The 19,859-nt window shown below is 57.9% G+C and carries 26 protein-coding genes; 2 read left to right on the top strand and 24 right to left on the bottom strand.

Annotated features, from left to right (window positions below; all coding sequences use genetic code 11):
* Nucleotides 1-77: 77 nt before the first annotated feature.
* Complete coding sequence (locus HNR03_RS06495) at nucleotides 78-836, bottom strand: tRNA-uridine aminocarboxypropyltransferase (protein ID WP_259151662.1); 759 nt, start codon at nucleotides 834-836, stop codon at nucleotides 78-80.
* A 189-nt stretch (nucleotides 837-1,025) separates the two neighbouring features.
* Between HNR03_RS06495 and HNR03_RS06500 the strand changes: the two genes are divergently transcribed.
* Nucleotides 1,026-1,451: a quorum-sensing-regulated virulence factor family protein gene (locus tag HNR03_RS06500; RefSeq protein ID WP_259151663.1), complete on the top strand. Its 426-nt coding sequence runs from the start codon at nucleotides 1,026-1,028 to the stop codon at nucleotides 1,449-1,451.
* On the opposite strand, the gene HNR03_RS06505 is transcribed toward HNR03_RS06500, so the two are convergent.
* Nucleotides 1,452-1,646: a hypothetical protein gene (locus HNR03_RS06505; RefSeq protein ID WP_090187710.1), complete on the bottom strand. Its 195-nt coding sequence runs from the start codon at nucleotides 1,644-1,646 to the stop codon at nucleotides 1,452-1,454.
* A gap of 366 nt (nucleotides 1,647-2,012) precedes the next feature.
* On the opposite strand from HNR03_RS06505, the gene HNR03_RS06510 reads away from it, so the two are divergent.
* Entirely contained in the window at nucleotides 2,013-3,131 is a 1,119-nt protein-coding gene (locus HNR03_RS06510; protein ID WP_222590010.1) for a TIGR00730 family Rossman fold protein, read from the top strand.
* A 45-nt stretch (nucleotides 3,132-3,176) separates the two neighbouring features.
* Here HNR03_RS06510 and recX read toward each other — a convergent pair whose 3' ends face one another.
* From recX to HNR03_RS06620, 22 genes are all read right to left on the bottom strand, one after another.
* On the bottom strand, nucleotides 3,177-3,644 hold the full coding sequence (gene recX, locus HNR03_RS06515; protein ID WP_222590009.1) for a recombination regulator RecX: 468 nt from the start codon (nucleotides 3,642-3,644) through the stop codon (nucleotides 3,177-3,179).
* 8 nt (nucleotides 3,645-3,652) lie between these two features.
* Complete coding sequence (gene recA / locus HNR03_RS06520) at nucleotides 3,653-4,705, bottom strand: recombinase RecA (protein ID WP_259151664.1); 1,053 nt, start codon at nucleotides 4,703-4,705, stop codon at nucleotides 3,653-3,655.
* An 83-nt stretch (nucleotides 4,706-4,788) separates the two neighbouring features.
* Nucleotides 4,789-5,289: a CinA family protein gene (locus HNR03_RS06525; RefSeq protein WP_222590008.1), complete on the bottom strand. Its 501-nt coding sequence runs from the start codon at nucleotides 5,287-5,289 to the stop codon at nucleotides 4,789-4,791.
* A gap of 80 nt (nucleotides 5,290-5,369) precedes the next feature.
* A complete protein-coding gene (locus HNR03_RS06530) occupies nucleotides 5,370-5,906 on the bottom strand; it encodes a lysis protein (protein ID WP_259151666.1) in 537 nt (178 codons plus the stop codon).
* On the bottom strand, nucleotides 5,888-6,451 hold the full coding sequence (locus HNR03_RS06535; protein WP_259151667.1) for a glycoside hydrolase family 19 protein: 564 nt from the start codon (nucleotides 6,449-6,451) through the stop codon (nucleotides 5,888-5,890). Before HNR03_RS06535 ends, HNR03_RS06530 begins: the two co-directional genes overlap by 19 nt.
* 55 nt (nucleotides 6,452-6,506) lie before the next feature.
* Entirely contained in the window at nucleotides 6,507-7,532 is a 1,026-nt protein-coding gene (locus HNR03_RS06540) for a contractile injection system protein, VgrG/Pvc8 family (RefSeq protein WP_259151669.1), read from the bottom strand.
* Between the two features lie 9 nt (nucleotides 7,533-7,541).
* Nucleotides 7,542-7,754: a tail protein X gene (locus HNR03_RS06545; protein ID WP_259151670.1), complete on the bottom strand. Its 213-nt coding sequence runs from the start codon at nucleotides 7,752-7,754 to the stop codon at nucleotides 7,542-7,544.
* Complete coding sequence (locus HNR03_RS06550; RefSeq protein ID WP_259151671.1) at nucleotides 7,747-8,130, bottom strand: phage tail protein; 384 nt, start codon at nucleotides 8,128-8,130, stop codon at nucleotides 7,747-7,749. The genes HNR03_RS06545 and HNR03_RS06550 overlap by 8 nt, the downstream gene beginning before the upstream one ends.
* On the bottom strand, nucleotides 8,130-10,313 hold the full coding sequence (locus HNR03_RS06555; RefSeq protein ID WP_259151672.1) for a phage tail tape measure protein: 2,184 nt from the start codon (nucleotides 10,311-10,313) through the stop codon (nucleotides 8,130-8,132). The genes HNR03_RS06550 and HNR03_RS06555 overlap by 1 nt, the downstream gene beginning before the upstream one ends.
* Nucleotides 10,314-10,441: 128 nt before the next feature.
* Entirely contained in the window at nucleotides 10,442-11,023 is a 582-nt protein-coding gene (locus HNR03_RS06560; RefSeq protein WP_222590001.1) for a phage tail assembly protein, read from the bottom strand.
* 92 nt (nucleotides 11,024-11,115) lie between these two features.
* The gene (locus HNR03_RS06565) at nucleotides 11,116-11,622 is read right to left on the bottom strand and encodes a phage major tail tube protein (protein WP_259151673.1); all 507 of its coding nucleotides are present in this window, start codon (nucleotides 11,620-11,622) and stop codon (nucleotides 11,116-11,118) included.
* The gene (locus HNR03_RS06570; RefSeq protein ID WP_259151675.1) at nucleotides 11,622-12,788 is read right to left on the bottom strand and encodes a phage tail protein; all 1,167 of its coding nucleotides are present in this window, start codon (nucleotides 12,786-12,788) and stop codon (nucleotides 11,622-11,624) included. The genes HNR03_RS06565 and HNR03_RS06570 overlap by 1 nt, the downstream gene beginning before the upstream one ends.
* Nucleotides 12,789-12,790: 2 nt before the next feature.
* The gene (locus HNR03_RS06575) at nucleotides 12,791-12,976 is read right to left on the bottom strand and encodes a hypothetical protein (RefSeq protein ID WP_222589998.1); all 186 of its coding nucleotides are present in this window, start codon (nucleotides 12,974-12,976) and stop codon (nucleotides 12,791-12,793) included.
* 97 nt (nucleotides 12,977-13,073) lie between these two features.
* Complete coding sequence (locus tag HNR03_RS06580) at nucleotides 13,074-13,523, bottom strand: phage tail assembly chaperone (protein ID WP_259151676.1); 450 nt, start codon at nucleotides 13,521-13,523, stop codon at nucleotides 13,074-13,076.
* The gene (locus HNR03_RS06585) at nucleotides 13,524-15,056 is read right to left on the bottom strand and encodes a phage tail protein (RefSeq protein WP_259151677.1); all 1,533 of its coding nucleotides are present in this window, start codon (nucleotides 15,054-15,056) and stop codon (nucleotides 13,524-13,526) included.
* Nucleotides 15,057-15,692 (bottom strand): phage tail protein I, encoded by a 636-nt coding sequence (locus HNR03_RS06590; RefSeq protein ID WP_259151678.1) that lies wholly within the window; start codon nucleotides 15,690-15,692, stop codon nucleotides 15,057-15,059.
* Nucleotides 15,689-16,684 (bottom strand): baseplate J/gp47 family protein, encoded by a 996-nt coding sequence (locus HNR03_RS06595; protein WP_259151679.1) that lies wholly within the window; start codon nucleotides 16,682-16,684, stop codon nucleotides 15,689-15,691. Before HNR03_RS06595 ends, HNR03_RS06590 begins: the two co-directional genes overlap by 4 nt.
* Nucleotides 16,681-17,013, bottom strand: a complete 333-nt coding sequence (locus tag HNR03_RS06600; RefSeq protein ID WP_222589993.1) for a phage baseplate protein — start codon at nucleotides 17,011-17,013, stop codon at nucleotides 16,681-16,683. Before HNR03_RS06600 ends, HNR03_RS06595 begins: the two co-directional genes overlap by 4 nt.
* 10 nt (nucleotides 17,014-17,023) lie before the next feature.
* Nucleotides 17,024-17,635, bottom strand: a complete 612-nt coding sequence (locus HNR03_RS06605) for a phage baseplate assembly protein V (RefSeq protein WP_259151680.1) — start codon at nucleotides 17,633-17,635, stop codon at nucleotides 17,024-17,026.
* Nucleotides 17,636-17,638: 3 nt separating this feature from the next.
* Nucleotides 17,639-18,151 carry a hypothetical protein gene (locus HNR03_RS06610; protein ID WP_259151682.1) on the bottom strand — a complete coding sequence of 171 codons (513 nt, stop codon included), beginning with the start codon at nucleotides 18,149-18,151 and terminating at the stop codon, nucleotides 17,639-17,641.
* 46 nt (nucleotides 18,152-18,197) lie between these two features.
* Nucleotides 18,198-18,548 (bottom strand): phage holin family protein, encoded by a 351-nt coding sequence (locus HNR03_RS06615; RefSeq protein WP_222589990.1) that lies wholly within the window; start codon nucleotides 18,546-18,548, stop codon nucleotides 18,198-18,200.
* A gap of 501 nt (nucleotides 18,549-19,049) precedes the next feature.
* Nucleotides 19,050-19,784, bottom strand: coding sequence for an XRE family transcriptional regulator (locus HNR03_RS06620; RefSeq protein ID WP_222590345.1), 735 nt, complete (start codon nucleotides 19,782-19,784; stop codon nucleotides 19,050-19,052).
* Nucleotides 19,785-19,859: the final 75 nt, after the last annotated feature.

The raw sequence follows: 19,859 nt of genomic DNA on the forward strand, positions 1-19,859 counted from the left end.
CGGCGCCAAGCATGCCCAGCGAAACCGGGGTGGTCAAGATGCATAACCGGTACAGTTCTTTGCAGTATGGGCGACAATCAGGACACGGCGGGGACGTCGTTATGAATAAACGGCATCAGCTCGGCGTGGGCCGGTGTGGCGAGGTTCATGTCCAGCTGGTTTTTCGCGTCCAGATAATGCTGGCTGAACACGTCGAAATAAGCGTCCAGCGCTGACGCGGCCTCGGTATCACCGGCCAGATCGAGACACAGTGCAGCCACTTCAGCGGTGCACAAATGTTCGCTGCGGGTGGAACGGCGCAGTCGATAGCGTGACAGCTTCTCGGGCAGCAGGCTCAAGATCGGCAAGCGATCAAAATACGGGCTCTTGCGAAAAATCTTGCGGGCTTCGGTCCAGGTGGCGTCCAGCAGAATGAACAGCGGACGCTTGGTGCTATCGGTCTCGACGCTGTTGGTGACGCGTTCGGGTTCAACGTATTCCCCCGGAAAGACCAGATACGGCTGCCATTGCGGATCGGACAACAGCGCCAACAGTTGCTGATCGACTTCAGTACGCGACCAGATGAACGCATGGTTATCGCGCACCACATCGGCAATCAGCCAACCAGTGTTGCTTGGCTTGAACACTTCTTTGTTGGTCATGATCAGGCACACGCCCGAGCGGGCTTCGACCAACGGGCGCCAGGCACACAGGCAATGACTTTCAATCACGCGGCAATCACGGCATCGCGGCGCCCTCCAGCCTCGAGCCTGGATCGGCTTGATGCCCTCCTCCTCTCGCTGGTCGCGCAAGCGGGCGACGGCGTTTGCGGCAAAGCGCAGGGTGACAGTGTTCATCGCAGGCAAAACCGCTGGGGATGGAAAATCGACACGAAAAACACTCGCAAGGGCAAAAAGTCGCGGCAGTTTATCAGAGCAGCCGGTGCAAGCCTGTACCGCCCAGGCCTCCTCCCCTATAATTCTGCGCCACTGAACGCACAGTCATGTGACGGGTCGAATCACCAGTCACTGAACCAGGAGAGTTTCATGCTGCGCCTTATCGTTCCCACCGCTGCCATTTTGCTGGCGTCGTCCTTTAGCGCTCAGGCTGCATCCTTGAGTGAGCAGAATCTCAACAGAGAGCTGCAAAATGTCGCCGTACAAAGCAGTGTTGGCACTCCACGGGCGATCAACGAAGACATTCTTGATCAGGGCTACACCGTTGAAGGCAAGACGCTGATCAATCACTTGAGCGTGCAAAGCAGCCACGCCGACAAGATGCGCGCAGACCCAAAAGCGGTGTATTTCCAGCTTGGCGCCTCTGTGTGCAACAACCCCTCGTACCGCAAACTGATGGCCAAGGGCGCAGTCATGCGTTACGACTTCACTGAAGTGAAGACCAACCGCGCCGTCGGCTCCGCCAGTTATCAGGAATCGGATTGCCCGAAAGCGACCCCGGCCAAGAAGAAGTAATCATCGGGAATTGGCGCGCCGTTGTTCATCCTCGGCGCGCAGTTCTGCCAACAGCGCTTGCAGATAACGTGAGCGCCGGTCGGCCCCTTCCAGACGCCGGCAGCACTCTTCCTCGAGACTCAAATGATTGGTCTCGGCGGATGCCTTCAACAATCGATACAGTTGCGTATCGATCTCCAGAATGACTCTGGCCATCGCTTCCAGCCTCCCTGCACCTCGCCCCTTCGAGCGAAAAATTCCTTGAACTGCATCAACCGATGCGTCGTGCCTTTGACGCAAAGCTGTCGTGTCACGCCTGTAATTTAGTAAATCAGAGCGCCAGACGCTTGGCTTACGTTCAGACGAACGGTGAAATCACTTTGCAAATCGTCAATAAGCGGTTGCCAGGAAAGACTTTGCGGCGCAATCATCAAGCCAGCGAGAATCTCTGCAAGGGTCTAGATTCAGAGTATTAACGATCATCTTTTGTGGCAGAAAAGGGGCTGCCCGACCTGCGTCTAAATTGTGCGAATGTTTCTTTCTCCAAGGGAACAACAAAGCCTGTATGGAAGGAGAAGTTGAATGCCTTACCAACCGAATGACCTCCTGAGCCGTCATTTTGAAGAAAGCGGCCACGACCTCATCAGCAAGGTCGAAGAACAACTCAACCTGGTTTCACCCAACAGCCCCAACACCCCGATTTACCGCGACATGATCCTGACCGTGCTGCGCATGGCCCAGGAAGATCACAACCGCTGGAATGCCAAGATCACCCTGCAAACCCTGCGCGAACTGGAACATGCTTTTCGGGTGCTCGAGCAGTTTCGGGGACGGCGCAAGGTCACCGTTTTTGGCTCGGCCCGTACACCGATCGAACATCCACTGTATGCCTTGGCCCGGGAACTCGGCGCGGCACTCGCGCGCTCGGACCTGATGGTCATTACCGGTGCAGGAGGCGGCATCATGGCCGCCGCCCACGAAGGTGCGGGCCTTGAACACAGTCTGGGATTCAATATCACCCTGCCCTTCGAGCAGCACGCCAATCCCACTGTCCAGGGCACCGCCAACCTGCTGCCATTCCACTTTTTCTTTACCCGCAAGTTGTTCTTCGTCAAAGAGGCCGATGCGCTGGTTCTGTGCCCCGGTGGTTTTGGCACCCTGGATGAAGCGCTCGAAGTGTTGACGCTGATTCAGACCGGTAAAAGCCCGCTGGTGCCTGTGGTACTGCTGGACTCGCCGGGCGGCACCTTCTGGCAAGGCGCGCTGGACTTCATTCACCATCAACTGGAGGAAAATCGCTACATCCTGCCAACCGACATGAAGCTGGTGAGCCTGGTCTACAGCGCCGAAGAAGCGGTGGAGCAGATCAACCAGTTCTACAGCAACTTCCACTCCAGCCGCTGGCTCAAGCATCAGTTCGTGATTCGCATGAACCATAAGCTCAGCGACCGGGCGCTCGAACACATGCAGGAAGCCTTTGCCGACCTGTGCCTGAGCGATCATTTCCATCAGCACGCTTATAGCGGCGAGGAGCATGACGAACCGCAGTTCAGTCATCTGGCGCGACTGGCCTTCAACTTCAACGCTCGGGATCATGGCCGCCTGCGGGCACTGGTGGATTACATCAACCTGCCGGAAAACTGGGCCCATTCAAAACCCCAGCCGCAACAGCGCACGCGCGAACCGTCCAAGGTGACGTGAGGCAAAAAAAAAACGGCCCGCTATCGAAATAGCGGGCCGTTTTTATTAATCATCCATTCCTCGACCACTGAATAAGCGGCTGATCATTTCCATGGAGTATCCCCGATAACTGAGGAAACGCCCTTGCTTGGCACGTTCCCGGGCGTCTATCGGCAGATGCCCGGCAAATTTGCGCCGCCAGGTATCTTCCAGTTGCTCCTGCCAGCTGATACCGCTTTCGCGCAAAGCGAGTTCAATATCTGCACGCTGCAGGCCGCGTTGGCTGAGTTCTTCACGAATACGCAAAGGGCCATAGCCGGAGCGGGCGCGGTAGGAAACGAAACTTTCGAGGTAACGGGATTCGGAGAGCAAACCCTCTTCCGTCAAACGATCGAGTGCGGTGTCGATCATTTCAGGGAGAGCGCCGCGCTGACGCAACTTACGCGTCAGCTCGACTCGACCGTGCTCGCGTCGCGCGAGCAGGTCCATTGCGGTTCGCCGCACCGCGACGAGTGTATCGAGTACGGCGGTCATCGGATCAATCAGATATCAGCGTCAGCCAGGTCATCAGCAGTCTCTTTGACTGGCGATGCTTTGACGTCCGGCGCAGGAGTCAGCAACTTTTCACGCAGTTGCTTCTCGAGCTTGGCGGCGATTTCCGGATTGTCTGCCAGGAACTTGGCCGAGTTGGCCTTGCCCTGACCGATCTTGGTGCCTTCATAGGCATACCAGGCGCCGGACTTCTCAACGAAACCGTGCAGCACGCCCAGGTCGATCATCTCGCCATTGAGGTAGATGCCCTTGCCGTAGAGAATCTGGAACTCGGCCTGACGGAACGGCGAAGCTACCTTGTTCTTCACGACTTTGACGCGGGTTTCGCTACCGACGACTTCATCACCTTCTTTCACCGCGCCAGTACGACGGATGTCCAGACGTACCGAGGCGTAGAACTTCAGCGCGTTACCACCGGTGGTGGTTTCCGGGCTGCCGAACATCACGCCGATCTTCATACGGATCTGGTTGATGAAGATCACCAGGCAGTTGGCGTTCTTGATGTTACCGGTGATTTTACGCAGCGCCTGGGACATCAGACGGGCTTGCAGGCCCACGTGCATGTCGCCCATTTCGCCTTCGATTTCAGCCTTCGGAACCAGCGCGGCCACGGAGTCGACGATGATCACGTCAACCGCGTTGGAACGCACCAGCATGTCGGTGATTTCCAGGGCTTGCTCGCCGGTGTCCGGTTGGGAGACCAGCAGGTCGTCGACGTTGACGCCCAGTTTGCCGGCGTATTCAGGATCGAGTGCGTGTTCGGCGTCGACGAATGCGCAGGTCGCGCCGGCTTTTTGAGCCTGGGCGATCACCGACAGCGTCAGCGTGGTTTTACCGGAGGATTCAGGACCGTAGATTTCAACGATACGACCTTTTGGCAGACCGCCAATGCCGAGCGCGATGTCCAGACCCAGAGAGCCAGTGGAGATAGCCGGGATCGCCTGACGGTCCTGATCGCCCATACGCATTACGGCACCCTTGCCGAATTGACGTTCGATCTGACCCAGGGCCGCAGCCAAGGCTTTCTTCTTGTTGTCGTCCATTAAAGTCCTCACGTAATCAATAAGGCCTGACGGCCAACACCTGTATAAGTAGCCAGTATTATTCCACAGCGTTTCAGGATCGCCTACCCCTGATTTGAGATTTCTCCCGCGGCATGGCGCAGCAGCCCCTCTAGCGCGGCCTTAACCGTTTGTCGGCGGACCTCATCGCGGTTACCGGCGAAGTGTTGCTCCTCGCTGAAGACCCGCTCGCCAACGCCCCAGGCCAGCCACACGGTGCCCACCGGTTTACTTGGAGAACCGCCATCCGGCCCTGCCACGCCGCTGACCGCCACGGCAAAATGCGCCTGGCTTTTGTCCTGTGCACCGCGGACCATCGCCTCTACCACCTCGCGACTGACCGCACCGACCGTATTGAACAACTCGGTCGGCACATTCAACTGCTGGGTTTTCTGGCGATTGGAGTACGTCACATAGCCGGCCTCGAACCACGCCGAGCTCCCCGGGATACGGGTGATCGCCTCGGCGATGCCGCCGCCGGTGCAGGACTCGGCGGTGGTGACGTGGGCATTGAGAACCTGCATGCGCCTGCCAAGCTCAGCGGCCAGCTGGGTGATTTCTTTCACGGGCTTCTCCTGATCGAGCGGAATGGGAACTACCGTACACGAGCAGATCGCGCTTGCAAGGCGCAGGGTTGATCAAAATGTTAGCGAGTGACGGCTCTGATATAAGCCTGACACGCTTGCAGGGCAATCAATCCGCTGTCACCGGCGTCGGTGATGGCGATAATTCGTTGAGCATGCGCCGGGTCAAGTCGGGCTCGCGCACCGCCATGATCCACGCCGCTGGCGCGGGAGGTGGCTGGCATTGAACAGCCTGAGACGGCGTCATCGGCATCGAGGAGGACTGACAAGCGCACATCAGCAGTGGCAAGACGATCGCGCAAGCGACCTTGATCACGTTGGGCATCGCTAAGCGCTCGAAAATGGGTTTGTTCACTGTTTGAAAGACGCTGTTCAAGCGCCAGACGCTTGTCCTGCTCGGCCTGTTGCTGCATTGCCGCAGCCTGCGCCAGCCGATTCAACGCCTCGGCGTGCACGCGAGCCTGTTCCGCCAGTTGCCGGCCATACCGCCAATCCTGGAAGTGCCAGGCCAGCGCCGCCGAGCTTGCGGCCAACACAGCCAGAAACACAACAAGACCAATTGCCCGGCAGGAAACCGGCGTCAGACCGAAGACTGGCATAGCACCGCCCTCGCCCGCGCCCACAACAACAGACGATCCTGCAGGCCGTTAAGCCCACCGTTGATGCGACGAGTGATGCTGTTGAACTGGTCGCGGTCGGCCAGTTCGTTGAGGCCATTTTTTTGCCAGAACCACGCGGCGGATTCGGCGGCCCATTGGGGTTTTTCCAGGAGTTCTGGCAGAAACAGCAAACGGTCGTCGCCGAACAGTCCGAGACTGCATTCACGATAATTGTCGCGGCCGGTAATCTGGATCAGGCCCCTGCCGCGGTACTTTTGACCGTCACCGTCGGGTGCGGGCGTATTGCCCAAACGGGCGGCCAACGCGCCGGTGTCGTATTTGCTTAGATATTGCTCGCTGCCAAGCTCGCGCACGTACTGCAACTGCCCGGATTCATGGCCGACTTGCGCGAGGAAAGCGGCAATGCGTTTCGGGGTGTTGATATTGAAGCGAGCCATTGCGTTGTTGAGTGCGCAAATGAAAACGCCCGCTTGGGGGCGGGCGTTGGGCATGATGGTTTCCAGCATTTGTTGCGTAACAGTCATGGTGACCTCCATGGAAAGGATGGAAAGTTACTCAGCCGCCATTGGCACAAAGCACTCAGTGCGCCAAGGACCGAGCGTCCAGGCAGGTCGCCTCGATTGAACAGCGATAGCTGTTCTGACGACTGCCACTGGCCGTAACCTTGTCGATTGACCAGCGACCGCGCATGAAATCGGGCCACGTACTGTCCAGCAGCACCAGACCTTCGGCGGACAAACCTGGATTGCCGGGACAGTCGATCTTCACCTTCAATGCTTCACGCATCATCCGGCGCACCTCGCCCTCAGCGGCGGCCCGGGCGTCGTTTGCACTTTGATAGCGTTGACGAAGGGTCTTGAACGGCGCGATGCCGCTTTCCTCGACACGCACTTTCCCGGCGGCTGCATCCCACCAACTGGTTTTGCAGCCCTGGTATTTCGCCCGAGCGGTTTCTTCGAGAGTTGCCGCGATAAAAGCCTCCTCGCCCGGACGATTGTCAGTCGTCACGGAGAGCTTTATGTCCGGCATGACATTGCCCGACAGCGACTTCGCCTGACCACGTCGCGCCAGCACATACAAATCGTTGATCGGCTTGGCGACACCGTCATGGAGAGTGGCCAACCGGGTCAGAAACCCCATGTCCGTCTCGTTGGACTGGTCGATGTGTTCAATCTGGATCTGCGCCAGTTCAGGGGCGACGCGCGGTGAAAATCCGTGCCTGGACGTCAACTGGCGAAACAGCGTCCCCACGGTGGTCGGACCATGGCTGACGGATCGCCGTTGCTTGAAGCCGGTTTCATCCGCAGCACTGAACGGTGCCGCCGTGGCCACCAGCGTCATACGCAAGGGAAACAGCGTCGGCGTGCGCCGGGTGATCACGAATTCGCCTTTATCAACCAGGCCCGACTCCACATAGCCCACTCGCAAGCCGATTTTTCCGCCCAGGCTCGGCAATCCTTCGAGTCCATCCAGATTAATGGTCAGCGTCAGTTGATCGGACTCTATCCCCGCCGCATCGATGTGCTGCCATGAAATCAAGCGCTCGTTGAGCAGCGCAGCATTCGCGCCGTAAATCTCCACCGAGGGTGTGAAACCAAGTGACATGCAGCCTCCTTAATCCCAGGCCGAAGCCAGCTTGGGTGCAATGGGTTTTGAGTCCAGCTCGGGCAAGAGCACCCGCACACCCGCCGGCAATACCGGACCATATTCGGCGAGCCCCGGATTGAGGCGCCAAAGCGACTCTTCGGCGGCATCGTCACAGCGCTCAAGCGCACGGTAGAGCAGCAGATTCACCGAATCACCGGCGATACTTCGAACATTACGCATTGGCGTACTCCATCAAATCGATGACCCAATCGACCACCATCGCGGTGCCGTCATCAATCACGTACGACTGGGTTTCGGACACCAAGACGATCAGCCATTGCCCCCAATTTTGGCCGGTGCCGTCAACCAATGGCACCGCGGCGTGCAGCGCCTGCATAGCACGCAATTCGTCAAGCCGTTCCATGGCCGTCGCGTACATCGATTTGCCCGTTATCTTCAGTTTTTGCAGGCCTTCGCCGGTCTGACTGGATAGGGGCTTACTGCTGGCAGTTTCGATAACCTTCCAGCCACCGTCCGAATTACGTATCAAGTTGTGGTACGCGAAGTTTCTGGACAGGCCGAAAATGAAATTGCCCAACACCATTTGCTGACGCATCAGCTACCTCCATCGGTCAGGGCCGCGTCACTTCGCATGGCGAGTGAGTTGGGCATGGTCATAAGTCCGAATTGGCCCGTGATCTGTTGCACAACCAGATTCGCCAACTGACTGGCGCTGGCCTGATCCTGGCCATTGATGTAAATGTTCGCCGTCATCGAGTTCTGCTGACTGCTCGTTTGGGCACTAGTCAGGTCTTTGCTGACCTGGTCCGGTGCGGCGAGTTGGTCGGCAGGTGCGGCAAGTTTTTCGCCCAGCCATTCCCCTCCCCAACTGCCTGCCATGCCGCCCAACAAACCACCAATCACTCCACCGACTGCCGTGCCCAGAATGGGCACGACGCTGCCGATCATTGCACCGGCAGCGGCACCGGCATACGTCCCCGCTAGCCCGCCACCTGCGGAGCCCAGGGCCCCGCCGACAGCTTTGGTGTTTCCCTCCTCCAGGCCTTTGACGACATCGTAGCCAGCGCTGAGTAGCCTCAGTGGTGCGATCCGTTTAGTGACCGCCGAACCCATTTTAGCGGCGCTCAGCAAGCGACTTCTTGTCGACATGCGTGGCAGTTTTGGCGCAGGTTTGCTCGAGCTTTTACCTGGGGTGCCGCCTTTTTCTTGACTGGCACCCAGATTCTTCCTTTTGCCCTTGCGAGCTCGCTCCTTCACGTCAATCGTTGCGTCAGACACCTCGGGAATCGGTCGCGCACCGGCCAGAGCCAAAAGCCTGGTCGCCGCGGCGGTGATGGCGGAGGCCATCGCGACCTTGATTTCAGCGCCGCGCGCCACTGCGAGCACCCCGGCTAGCACCAGCAATCCTGCTGTGGTTTTAGGCTGTGCTTCAGCAACGCTACTCAAGCCATCGGCCAACGCGCCTAGCGATACCATCAAGCCGTCGGTCAACGGTGCGAGAGCATTGCCTCCCGCCGCCAACATCCGGTTGTTACTCGCATCGAGTGCGTTCCACCGCCCTTGAGAGGTTTCTCCCAGCGCTTCGGCGGTTTTCGCGACGGAGCCTGTGAACGTTGGCAGTGTCCCGTCTTTGGTTCTCTCGGACACCAGCAAAAGAGCATTCCGGGCATCTTCCGGCTTCTTCAACAGCTCAAGAATCCCCGTGTTATCGTCGAACAGTGTTTTAGTCAGCGACTGCTGTTCTTTTGGGGATTTGCTGCTCAGAGCTTCAAGTACCTGATTGATCGTTCCGAGGGCGTCAGTGCGCAGGCCGTCCGCTATCATTGCGGGACTGAATTTTGGGTTAAGTTCCGCCCAGGCCTTACGTTGCTCCGGTGAAGCCGTGTCCCCTTTGGCCAACCCGGTGGTGAAGCTCTTCAAAGCCACACCGGCGCCGGCCTTGTCCACACCGCTATTCAAGAACGCTGCAGCGAGGGCCGCTACTTGTTCAGGCAACAAGCCCGAAGCAATGCCAGCTTCACCACTCTGTTGCACGACTGAGCCGATATCGGCTGCATTGACATTCAAACCACTGTTGCCGAGGTGGTTGGTCGCATCTGCCAGATTCTGGCTTTGGACCCGATCCAGCTTCATCGAAGAGCGCCAACCCAGCAGCATCTCGCTGGCGGCCTTGATATCGAGGTTGAATGCCGACGCCATCACCGCGCTATCGCGAGTGAAGTTCAGCAATGCCTCCTGTTTTTGGGATGGCTCAAGCCCACGCCCGCCCCCCGACTTCGCCGCCGCCAATTCGACCTGAGCCAGTTGAACCGCCGTTGCCCCACTCGGGGCGACCTGCTTGTCAGTGGCCATATCTTGAGTGGCTTTCGACAAATTCTGTAACTGGGCATCGTCCAGTTTCAGTACCTGATTAAGCTCGACCATCGCGAACTCTGTCGCCATCGCAGACTTGAGCATGGCTGGCGGGGCTCGCTGGTCGACCTCGGCCTTGAGCTTCGACTTCGCCTCGCTGGGTGACGCAGGGGCCGATGCGTTCGTTTTGAGCAGCGACTGCTGCGACGAAAGGGTGCTGTTCAACGATGCCAAGGTTTCGCGCAGCTTTTCCTGCGCGTCTACCAACAGATGGATGTCGAGGCTCGCTGTGGTGAGTGCCACGTTCAGACCTGACAAAGGATCTGCGCTACCAGCAAGCCCCGACATTTGTGATGCACTGCCGAGTTGCGGCAGCTCAATTCGATTTATTTCCGCACCGGGCGGCGAATATTTGCTCTCGGCCATCCCGCTCTACTCCTTTTTCACGCCAAGGCGAGTGATCGCTATGTCGTATCGGCGCAATGCCTTGCCGGCGTCCCATTCCAGAATTTCCGCCTCACTTATCGAGTAAATGAGCGGCACGACATCGAGGATTACTTCGATGTCGCGCTCCGAAAGAAGTCCGCCGGTTTGTTTAAAAAATCGTCGATGCGTACCTGAAGCTGTGTCCAGTCAGGCACGGTCAACAGATCCAGGTCGGGAAGCATCAAGCCGGTGCAATGGGCGGTGATGAACTCGGCGCGTTCCTTGGCCGTTTTCAGTTTTTTCATCGCCTTGGTGGCGCGCAGGACCGGCATTTCCAGGGTGAGCGAAGTCAGGCTGCGTCCCGCTGCATTGAGCGGTTGCAGCAGTTGAACTTGATCGGGATCGTCCACGGCTACGGCTTCGATATCCGGCTGTAAAAAATATGACGCCGGACGGGTCGACATCTCATGCACGTACTGCGCGATGCTCACGTAGTCCGGGCGTTTGAGCTGGTCGAGTTCCTTGACCGAAAGACCGGTGGCTAATTTGGCCAGTTCGAAAAACTGGTCGTCCTCATCGTCGCCGGCACGGGCCAGGGCCTCTTTCTGTGCGGCGTAGTACAACGGCTTGAGTTGAATCTGTTCGATGGCCGACTGATCGTCGCCGGTGATCGGCGACAACAGGGCATGAACGGGAGGTGTCCAGGACATGAAATGAATTCCTTGGGTGTGCAACCTATGGGAACGAGCCGGCTCCCACAGGGACTGCGTTTAACCGAGTTGTATTGAGGTAGTGCGAGGGGTTATGTGATCAGCACTGCGCGGCGGGCATCACCGAGAATATCCACGCCGTTGAGCATGAACTTCTGGGTACGCACGTCGATGTCGATCACCGGGATGCCGTTTTCGAGACGGTTGTAGGTGCGGCAGGAGAGTTCGAGGGTGGTCTTGGGTTTATCGCCCATTTTCAGCGCAGCTTCTCCAAGAGATTTCAACTTGCCGCCGACGGTGTGATAGGTGAACCAGGTGTTGCCGTCCTGATCCTGTCCCGCTTCACGCACATTCAGCAGAATGTCGTCGCCCAGTTTCACTCCCAGGGCAAGCATGATTTCCGGACCGGCGCCTTGCAGAATGAGGGTCGCGCCCAGCACTTTGCCGCTCTTGGCCATTTCCTCGGCGATGAAGCGTCCGCCGGTCATTGGTTCCATATCGAACTCGATCTTCGGCGGGGTGAACTCTTCCACGGTCGCCGACAACGGCAGGCCTTGCAGGGTGGCCGCGATGGCCTGTCTTACACGGTTGGTAAACATTAGAGAACATCCTCCAGGAACTGCTCGATGATTTCATCGCGGGCGTTGAGTTGATAAACCATGTGTTCGTTCGGCGCGTAGCGGCCGTAGTCGATGACGATGAACCAGGTGCCGTTTTTGTACTTCTCAACGCTGTTCAATTCCGGGTGCAGGTACACGCTGCCGCCAGGGATGGTTTCGTCGGCGACCAGGGTTTGCAGCCAGTCGTTGATGCGCTTGACCTCCTGATCCATGAACGACTTGGTCAGGTTCTTCGCCATGGCTTTCTGGCCGGCCTTCACCAGCTTGCGGCTGATCGCGTCTTCAAGGCCGACGTAGCTGATAAACTTGCCGGTGATGGAGCGGTTACCCAGCAGCGAGAAGCCACCGAGGACAGTGCGGGCGTAGTAGCTGATGCCGTAGCGGTTGAGCAGATCGCCTTCGGTGGAGGTGTCGAGAATGTTGTATTCCACGACTCGCGACACGTCTTCGGCGTAGGTCACCTGGTTGCCCGGGCTCTCCCACTGCTTGACCTTGGCAAGCGCGGCAATGGCCAGGCTCGATGGCGACAGGAAGACGTTTTTCTTCGCCGCCTTGGAGTAAACGGCCGGCATGTTGTGCACGACCAGGCAGCGGTCGAAACCGAGGTCTGCACCGCCCAGTTCCTGGCTGTAAGTCACTTGATCAGCGACCGAGGCGTCCTTGCCGTCGAGCACCACCCGCGCCTTGATGCGCTTGCCGAACGAGGCGAACTCGCTGGCCACGGCTTTGGTGCCGGTGAAGCCTGGTGCGCCGATGATGGTCAGGTCTTCCGGCACACCGCTCAGTGCGGCCAGGCCGAGTTTGCGACCGGTCACTGGCTCGATGCCGCCAATCACGTTGTTGATGGTGTCAGCCGGGGCCGCGCCCTCTTCGACGATGACCACGTAGACCGGCACCTTGACCACTTTCAGAATCTGGAACACCGCGTGGAACAAGGTGCCCGATTCAGTGCCGGTCGGATCGAGCAGCGCCTGGGTGGTGAAGCTGTTAATGCGGAACGGGGAGTTACGCGGAATCAGCGGATCGGCCTTCGGCGCGGTGCCGATCAAGCCAATGACGTTGTCACCGAGACCACCCATGGCCTCGGGGGATTCGGAAGCTTTGACGGTAATGCCGTTGTGCTCGAAGTTCAAAACCTCAGCCATGGTTATTCAGCCTTCTTGGCAGCGGCCGGTTCGGCCTGAGTGGATGTGGATTTCAGCTCCAGGCGACCGGCACTTAGCAGCGCGTTGGCTTCGACATCGAGCAGGTCGAGTTCCTGGCCAGCGGTCGACCAGTGACCACGCCCGACAGGGAACGGGACGAGGACGGTGTAGGTTTGGCGTTCTGCCATTTTGGGTTTCTCCATAAACGAAAAAGCCCCTTGGTTTTAAGAAGGGGCTGTTGGGTGTAAATAGCGGATAAGAAAACGCCCCGACGGTGCGGGGCGTTTATTGGATTTGTTCGCAAAGCCACGACGGAACCGCAGGACGGTGCTCGCTCAATGGAAACCCTCCAGCTTCCGGCCAATTTCGAAGCGTACGGCGATAGGTTTGCAGCTCCGCATACTGCGTCGTAGAAAGTGTGGTCCCGATGCCTTCCTCTTGTTCGTCACGGTGCCGCACAACCAGTGAGTCAGTTCTCGTCAACTGGGCATCTCGCCAAATTCGTTCGTAGCCTGACAGCTCTTCAGCAGACAGCAGTGGCGGATCGACCAAAATCGGGTAACCATCAGATTGACGTGCAGCTACCTTCTTGGGACTGATCGATAAGCCATGAAGGATGCCCTGCCAATATTCCAAAGGAACTTCTAAAACATCATCCGGAATATCTTCGCCATTAAGACCTGGTTGATAAGCGCCACAGGTACTCGGACTGAAAAAAATCACTTGATCACTCATTTAATACCCCACTGCACGCCAATGAACGGCCCAGACAGCACCCGGCTGGTTGGCTAGGTTTCTTATTTTTAAAGTGCACCCCTGCTTCGTCTGACTTCCCGAGACTAGAATGACGACAGCGATGTCACCGCCTTCATGGGTACAGACTATTGAACTGAACCCGACAGGAAATGAAATGGGAAATGTGACATAAACATTCCCACTGGCATCAGATTGACCTATTCCCCACTGGTCTAGCATTCCACTAGGATTTGCTTGATACCCACTAGCCTTGAGACTCGATTTGAACAGTGGCGAATATTTGAGTGCTGCATCCCCGGTATCCAGGCTCCAGCCTGGGGCAAGCAGTAAACGTCTAAAGACAGCCATCGTTTGTGCCGCTATTGGAAGAACCCCCTGTGTACCGTTTTGAGTACCAAGCGTTTCACCGCTCCTGGCTTTTACAGTAACTCCGTCAGTACTGAAGATGGTGACTACCCCACCAGGAGGGACCGTTGTCCAATCAGGAAGCGTCGCAGTAGCGGGCACTGTGAAGATAGTAAGCTTGCCAACATCTGAAACAGTAAGTTGCTTATCACCACCGTAATTGGTTTGCCCTGCGTAGCTGCCTAATGCCCGCTGTACATATTCGGTGGTTGCCAAAGTTGTGTCATTGCTAAACACATTCGGCGTCGGAGCTGTAGGCCGGTCAACGAATACAGGCGATGCAAGAGGGGCAAATCCGTTGCTGACATTCTGAAACTCCAGATTTGTCTTCCCGAGCACAATCAAACCATCCGTGACTAGTTGCCACCGCGTATCTGCCTGCGAACTCCCCTGCTCGACTGAAACAATCAGCCCGGAAGTTACTTTCACACCAGTATCGGCATCCTTGGCACGAACCCACACACCGTCCGAGGCAATATAGATGCCGTTATCTTTCGCTAAGGTCTGGTTCTTGACCAACACCCGATCGCCAGAAACTACAGCAACAGCATCAATAGTTTGGGCGCTGCTTAAAACGATATTCGCAGAGGTCGCGACTCGAACCGACTGCTTTGTGTCCAGCTTCGCGAGTTCGTCAGCGACATAGGAAGTCACCCACGCACGCGTCGCCTTCACCACCGTGTCATCAATCAACAACGTCACCAACGACGCATTACTGGTCTCGAAAATCGAGCGAATGTAAAACTCTTTCCCCGAACCCGACGTCGCCAAAACCGGTTTGAACGATTCCGGGTATTTGACGATGGCATACAGAATCCCGGTATCCGTCCAGATTCCGGCCTCGCGCACATACCAGCCGCCAACATCCGGTGGGATGGTCACTTCAGCCAGCAACCAGCTCGGATTCTTCTCATCCTGGAACAGTGCATTGAGTGGCCCGCGCCAGACTTCGCGCTTGAGCGCAGTGTCGGTTGCCGCCGGGTTGTAAACTGCACCACCGCCGTCACCGACGGAAATCTGCGACAGCTTGATCGGTGTGCCCGCCGCCTTGCAGGCAGTTTCGTAGGCAATCCCCGCATTGGTAAGCAGGGTGTAATAGTCGGCCATTTAGGACCCCTGAGGATAAATAGTGGAGGTTTCGACGGCGTAGAGCCCGGCCGCCATAAAGACCTGACCTGAGGCTTCCAGCCCTTCGATGACAATCGGATAAATCGTGGCCAGCTCGCCGCACACAGTGGTGGCACCGATGACGTGTTGACCGAAGGCGCTCAGGCCGACAGAGATTTTCAAAGTGTCGCGTTCGCTTTTGGCGTCCGCCAGGCGTCGATCAAGACGCGCATCGATTTCTTCGCTGTAAGGCTGTTCGGTAAAAGCCCTGACGGAAAAGCTGTAAGGCTGACCGGGTGGCGATTGCTCGTACCAGGCACGCACGTCGGGCTGCAGCTGCAAACCTTTGGCGGCGTTTTCCAGTGCTTTGCGAGTACCTGCCTGCCGCGCGGTTGCCCAGGCGAGCTCTACCGTTAAACGCTTTTCCGCTTCGGGTGCTTCGGAGCTCCACTCGCTGACACCGCGATCCGCGCCGAGGTACGGCAAGAACGCCGATGGTGTTTCGCCGGGGTTCATCAACGCTGGAAACGGCGGCGTTATGCGCTCAAGTAGTTTGCCGAACCCGAGATCCAGCGCCCTCTCCAGCGGTGAACTGTTGGCCGGGAGCAGACTCGGCCCAGGTGTGTCGTCACTCATAACGTATCCACCTCGACCTCGACCCCCGTGCAAAAGGGCGCCTGGAAAGCTGTCGTCACAATTGGCGCCAGCGGTTCAAGGATTTGCAACTGAACCGCACCGGCGTTGTGCAGCGTGTAGTCGATCCAGCTCGGATCGACTCGCCCTTCGAGGCGATGACAGGAATCGGCATAGGCCTGCAACTGTTGCTGCACGGCGACCTTGGTCAGCCCGGAATCGGGACCGGCGTTGATTTTCGCCACCACACGAATTTTGTAGGTCTTGATTTGCGCGCCCTGGACGGTCACCAAGTCTGTTTCAGGCCGCACATCAGGCCGGGCGAAATGCTGGCGAACGCCGTTGAGCAGATCGCCGGACGGCGTGCCATCGCCCTCACGCGCCAACACAGTGACCATCACTTCGCCAGGCGCGGTGCGACGCCCGTTGCCATCCTTGACCTGCGCGGCATAGTCGTCCGGGTTGAAGGTGTACGTGACCGTCACCACGCCCGCCGCCGCCGTTTCGACCTTCACCGCAGGCCGTTCACCCAGGGTGAAAACTTCCCGGCGATACTGCATCCGTGAACCGGCCGCCGGGGCATGGGGTGCCAGGTAATAACGCAACCGGGCGTCGTCATCGCTTTCAAAAACCGCGGGGACGGGCGGGAACGCCGCCGGATCGCCCGGGTCCAGCAATTGACGCTCAAGCCCCATGTCCGCCAAGCGTGCATCCAGGTTGCTGCCGGTGGCCCACCACGCCAGCATTTGCTTGATCCGGGCGTTGTATTTGCGCTCGTGGGTCTGCAGCCGCACACAAAAGGCCTCGAGGGCCAGTGTCAGCAATTCGCTTTCATTTTCCAGACTGTCCTTGAGCTTCGCCGCGCTCTCGGGAGAACGGGCGCCGACGTATTCAACGACGAAGGTCTTGAACTCTGCGAGCAGGTCCTCAAACGCCTCGACGGTGACGATGGCCGGCTCGGCCAACTGATTCTGGCCGGGGATCAACATACTCATGTCACCACCTCGAAGGTTTGTTGACGGTTTTTCCAGGTGCCTGCGAAGCGCAGCAACAATCCCGCCCCCTGCCGGCTGGCCACAATGACTTGCGGTTGAAAATCGCCGATGCCGTTCTGCTTGTTGTAAAACGCTTGCGCCGCATGGCTCTGGGCAAGCATCAGCACGTCGTCGCCGAGGTTTTGGCCCAAGAGATTCGGGATCAACGAGCCGTACAAAGGACGCTTCTGACGAGTGCCCAAAGGCGTGGTCAGCGCTCGGGTCGCGCGCTGCACAAATTGCGGCCAGTCATCGACTGATGCGCCGGTGTTTCTATCGATTCCTATCATGGAAAACTCTTTAGGCAGTGCTAATGACTCGACCCTGGTGATCCACCAAGGGGCCGCTCAGGTGCACACCGGATGCGTCGAGCAGTAAACCGCTCGCGCCCAGTTGCAGTTGGATCGCCTTAGGCGTCATGACCAACCGGGCTGGGCCGATGCTAAGTTCGAGCGATTCGCGAGAGCCGGTGAAGGTTGTCGGGCCGTTTTGCCAGTGCAGAGCATGACTGGCGTCGTCGTAGCCACTTTCGGTGCCGTCCTGATAGCGGCGTCGCGTCAGCGAAGCCTGCGTTGAGGCCGGCGGAAACTGACCACCATTGAGACCGAACAGTGCAACGGACTGACCGCTGCTATCGCCGCCGCCATGGTTCAGCAGCACGCACTGTTCACCGATGGAGGGAATGCGTGACTCGCTTTGTGAGCCGGCGCTCGGGTTAAAGAATCTGATAGCGGGGCTCAGTAGTTCACCGTGGCGAACCTTGCACGTGTTGCTGGCCGCATCGACTTCCTCGCACACGCCAATCCGGCAGAGACTGTCGGTACGCCGATTCAGGTCTTCAATCTCGGTTTGCATCTGCGCCAGACGTTCGATGATCGGGCCCAGGTGCTGACTGATAAGGACATCGAACATGGATTACCCCTCCAGTGCCTGGTATTGGTCTGGATCGTCGATGTTCGACACCTCCCAGGTACGGGCAAATTTAGGCGTGCCCACGGGGTCGTCCTGCAGCAATGGCCCGAGGTACAAAGTCTGGGTAAATGAAACGGTCCAGGTGTTGTATTCCCGGGCGCCGCTGATGAACGTCGAGGCAATGCCATCGATGTTCAACGGCAGATCGCACTGATCGCCGGGCAGTTTCCAGCGGTTATCAGTGACCAGGTTTTTCAATTCGCTGCCCAGATCGCAGGCTGCCAGGCCGGAAACGGGCGACACGACTTGCAGCGAAACCGTCAGCGCATGAGCAATGCGCCCGTCATTGGCCCGACTGCCCGGCGCATCGTGCTGGAGTGCAATCAAAACCCAAGCGAGATTATCTGTGTTGTCGAAATCTTGAGGGCTCCCGACATTCAAACCGGGAACGGCGATGCGCAATGCCTCGGCAATGGCGGAAAACAGCTGTGAAGGTTTTTCAATGACGACCGGCATTAATGGCCTCCTGTCAGAGTTGAATGTGAGGGTTCGAGATGTCGCCTCACTGTTGATCAGGGCGAGATTCGCGCGGCGGCACTTCGCAAACACCAATCCGCTTGGCCGCCCAGCGCTCATAAAGGCCAATCGCAACGTCCGCCCCGGCCATCGCCGTCAGGCAACCAAACGCGCAGGCAGCCCAGATCGACACGCCGGCGGCGTACAGCAGCATGATTGCCGAGACCCCGCAGATGACGCAGGCCCCGGAACGCAGGGCCAGGCGCCGCAGCAGCGCCCAGCCTCGGGCGCCGTCCTTGTCGGCGCGCCACATTTCGCCGGACACCCCGCCCACCAGGGCGAGGACGATGACAAGCCAGATCGGCATGTCCAGCAACGCTTGTTGCTCGTTTGTCATGTCACGCCTCCTGGGGTGATTGATGAGTGTTGTGTTTGTGTTTGAACCGGTGCCGATTGAGAAATCGGCGACAGGTAGGCATTCCAAAAAGCCCGGTATTACTCCGGGCTTTTCAGTAATGCGGTCCTGCTGACCTTTCGGCGCTACTGGCGCGGTACGAGTCCATTCGAATTGTTTTTCCGACCGCGGTCCCTGCCCGCCGGATAACTGCTTCTGGTGCTTTACGCTGCACACCCGGGTCAGTTGCCAACCCTCTGAACCGTTGAGGCCGGTTCATCGCTGCCTTTTTGGTGGAACTAAAGAGCTTCGTTTCGAGCTGCTTTGTTGAGCGGCTTGAGACAAAGAATATGCATGGATGCATATACAGTCAATGCACAAATGCATTTATTTATGCATTTGAATTGCGTTGATGCATGACAAGCCTGCAAACAAAGGCACTGATTGCTTTCGGAAGGCGAAAAAAAACCCGCTCGATGGCGGGTTTATCTGACAGTGATGAGGTTAACGGGCGTACATGCCCCACCAGAAGACGTGACCGAGGATGACGATTTGCTCTTCCTGGATTTCCTGGAAGGTGTAGTCCTCGTCCGGGTGTTCATCGCGATTGAAGCTGCGCAGGCGAATGCCGGTCGGCAGGCGATACAGCTGCTTAACCCGCAACTGGCCGTTGTGGTTGATGGCATAAAGATCGCCGTCGACGATGTCGCCAATCGCGCACTTGCCGGCATTCACCCCGACAGTGGCACCATCGCGCAACACCGGCAGCATACTGTTGCCACGCACCGTCACGCATTTGGCCTGGTCGAACTGCACACCGTTGTGACGCAGACTGCGCTTGCCGAAGCGCAGGCTAGAGCGCTCGCTCTCTTCGATGACGAATCTTCCTGATCCAGCAGCCAATTCAACCTCGCGAAGAAAGGGGACGGACACTTCGTCGTCATCGACGGGCGTATCGTCGTCCCACAGACTTATGTCCTTGAGTTCGGAATGCAATTGATCGCGCCCGGCATTGGCGGTGGTCGCGACATCCGCGCGCCCGCGCAACTGATCGGTGCTCACGGCGAAGTACTCGGCGATTTTCGAGATGTGTTTATCCGAAGGATCGACGATCTTCCCGCTGAGGATCCGCGAGAGCGTGGATTGAGGCACGCCGGTGCGACGGTGAAGCTCCGTGGGGGAGATCCCGTGCTGATCGAGCAGCGCTCTTAAGACGGTAGAAACATTGCGTTTTTGCATAACGCGCATAGTGCTTGATCTTTTTTACGAAGACAAATGCTGTTTTGCATAAATCATGCATAGCCAACCGAAAAG

It is taken from the genome of Pseudomonas sp. JAI111 (genome assembly GCF_024809425.1).
Classification (GTDB): domain Bacteria; phylum Pseudomonadota; class Gammaproteobacteria; order Pseudomonadales; family Pseudomonadaceae; genus Aquipseudomonas.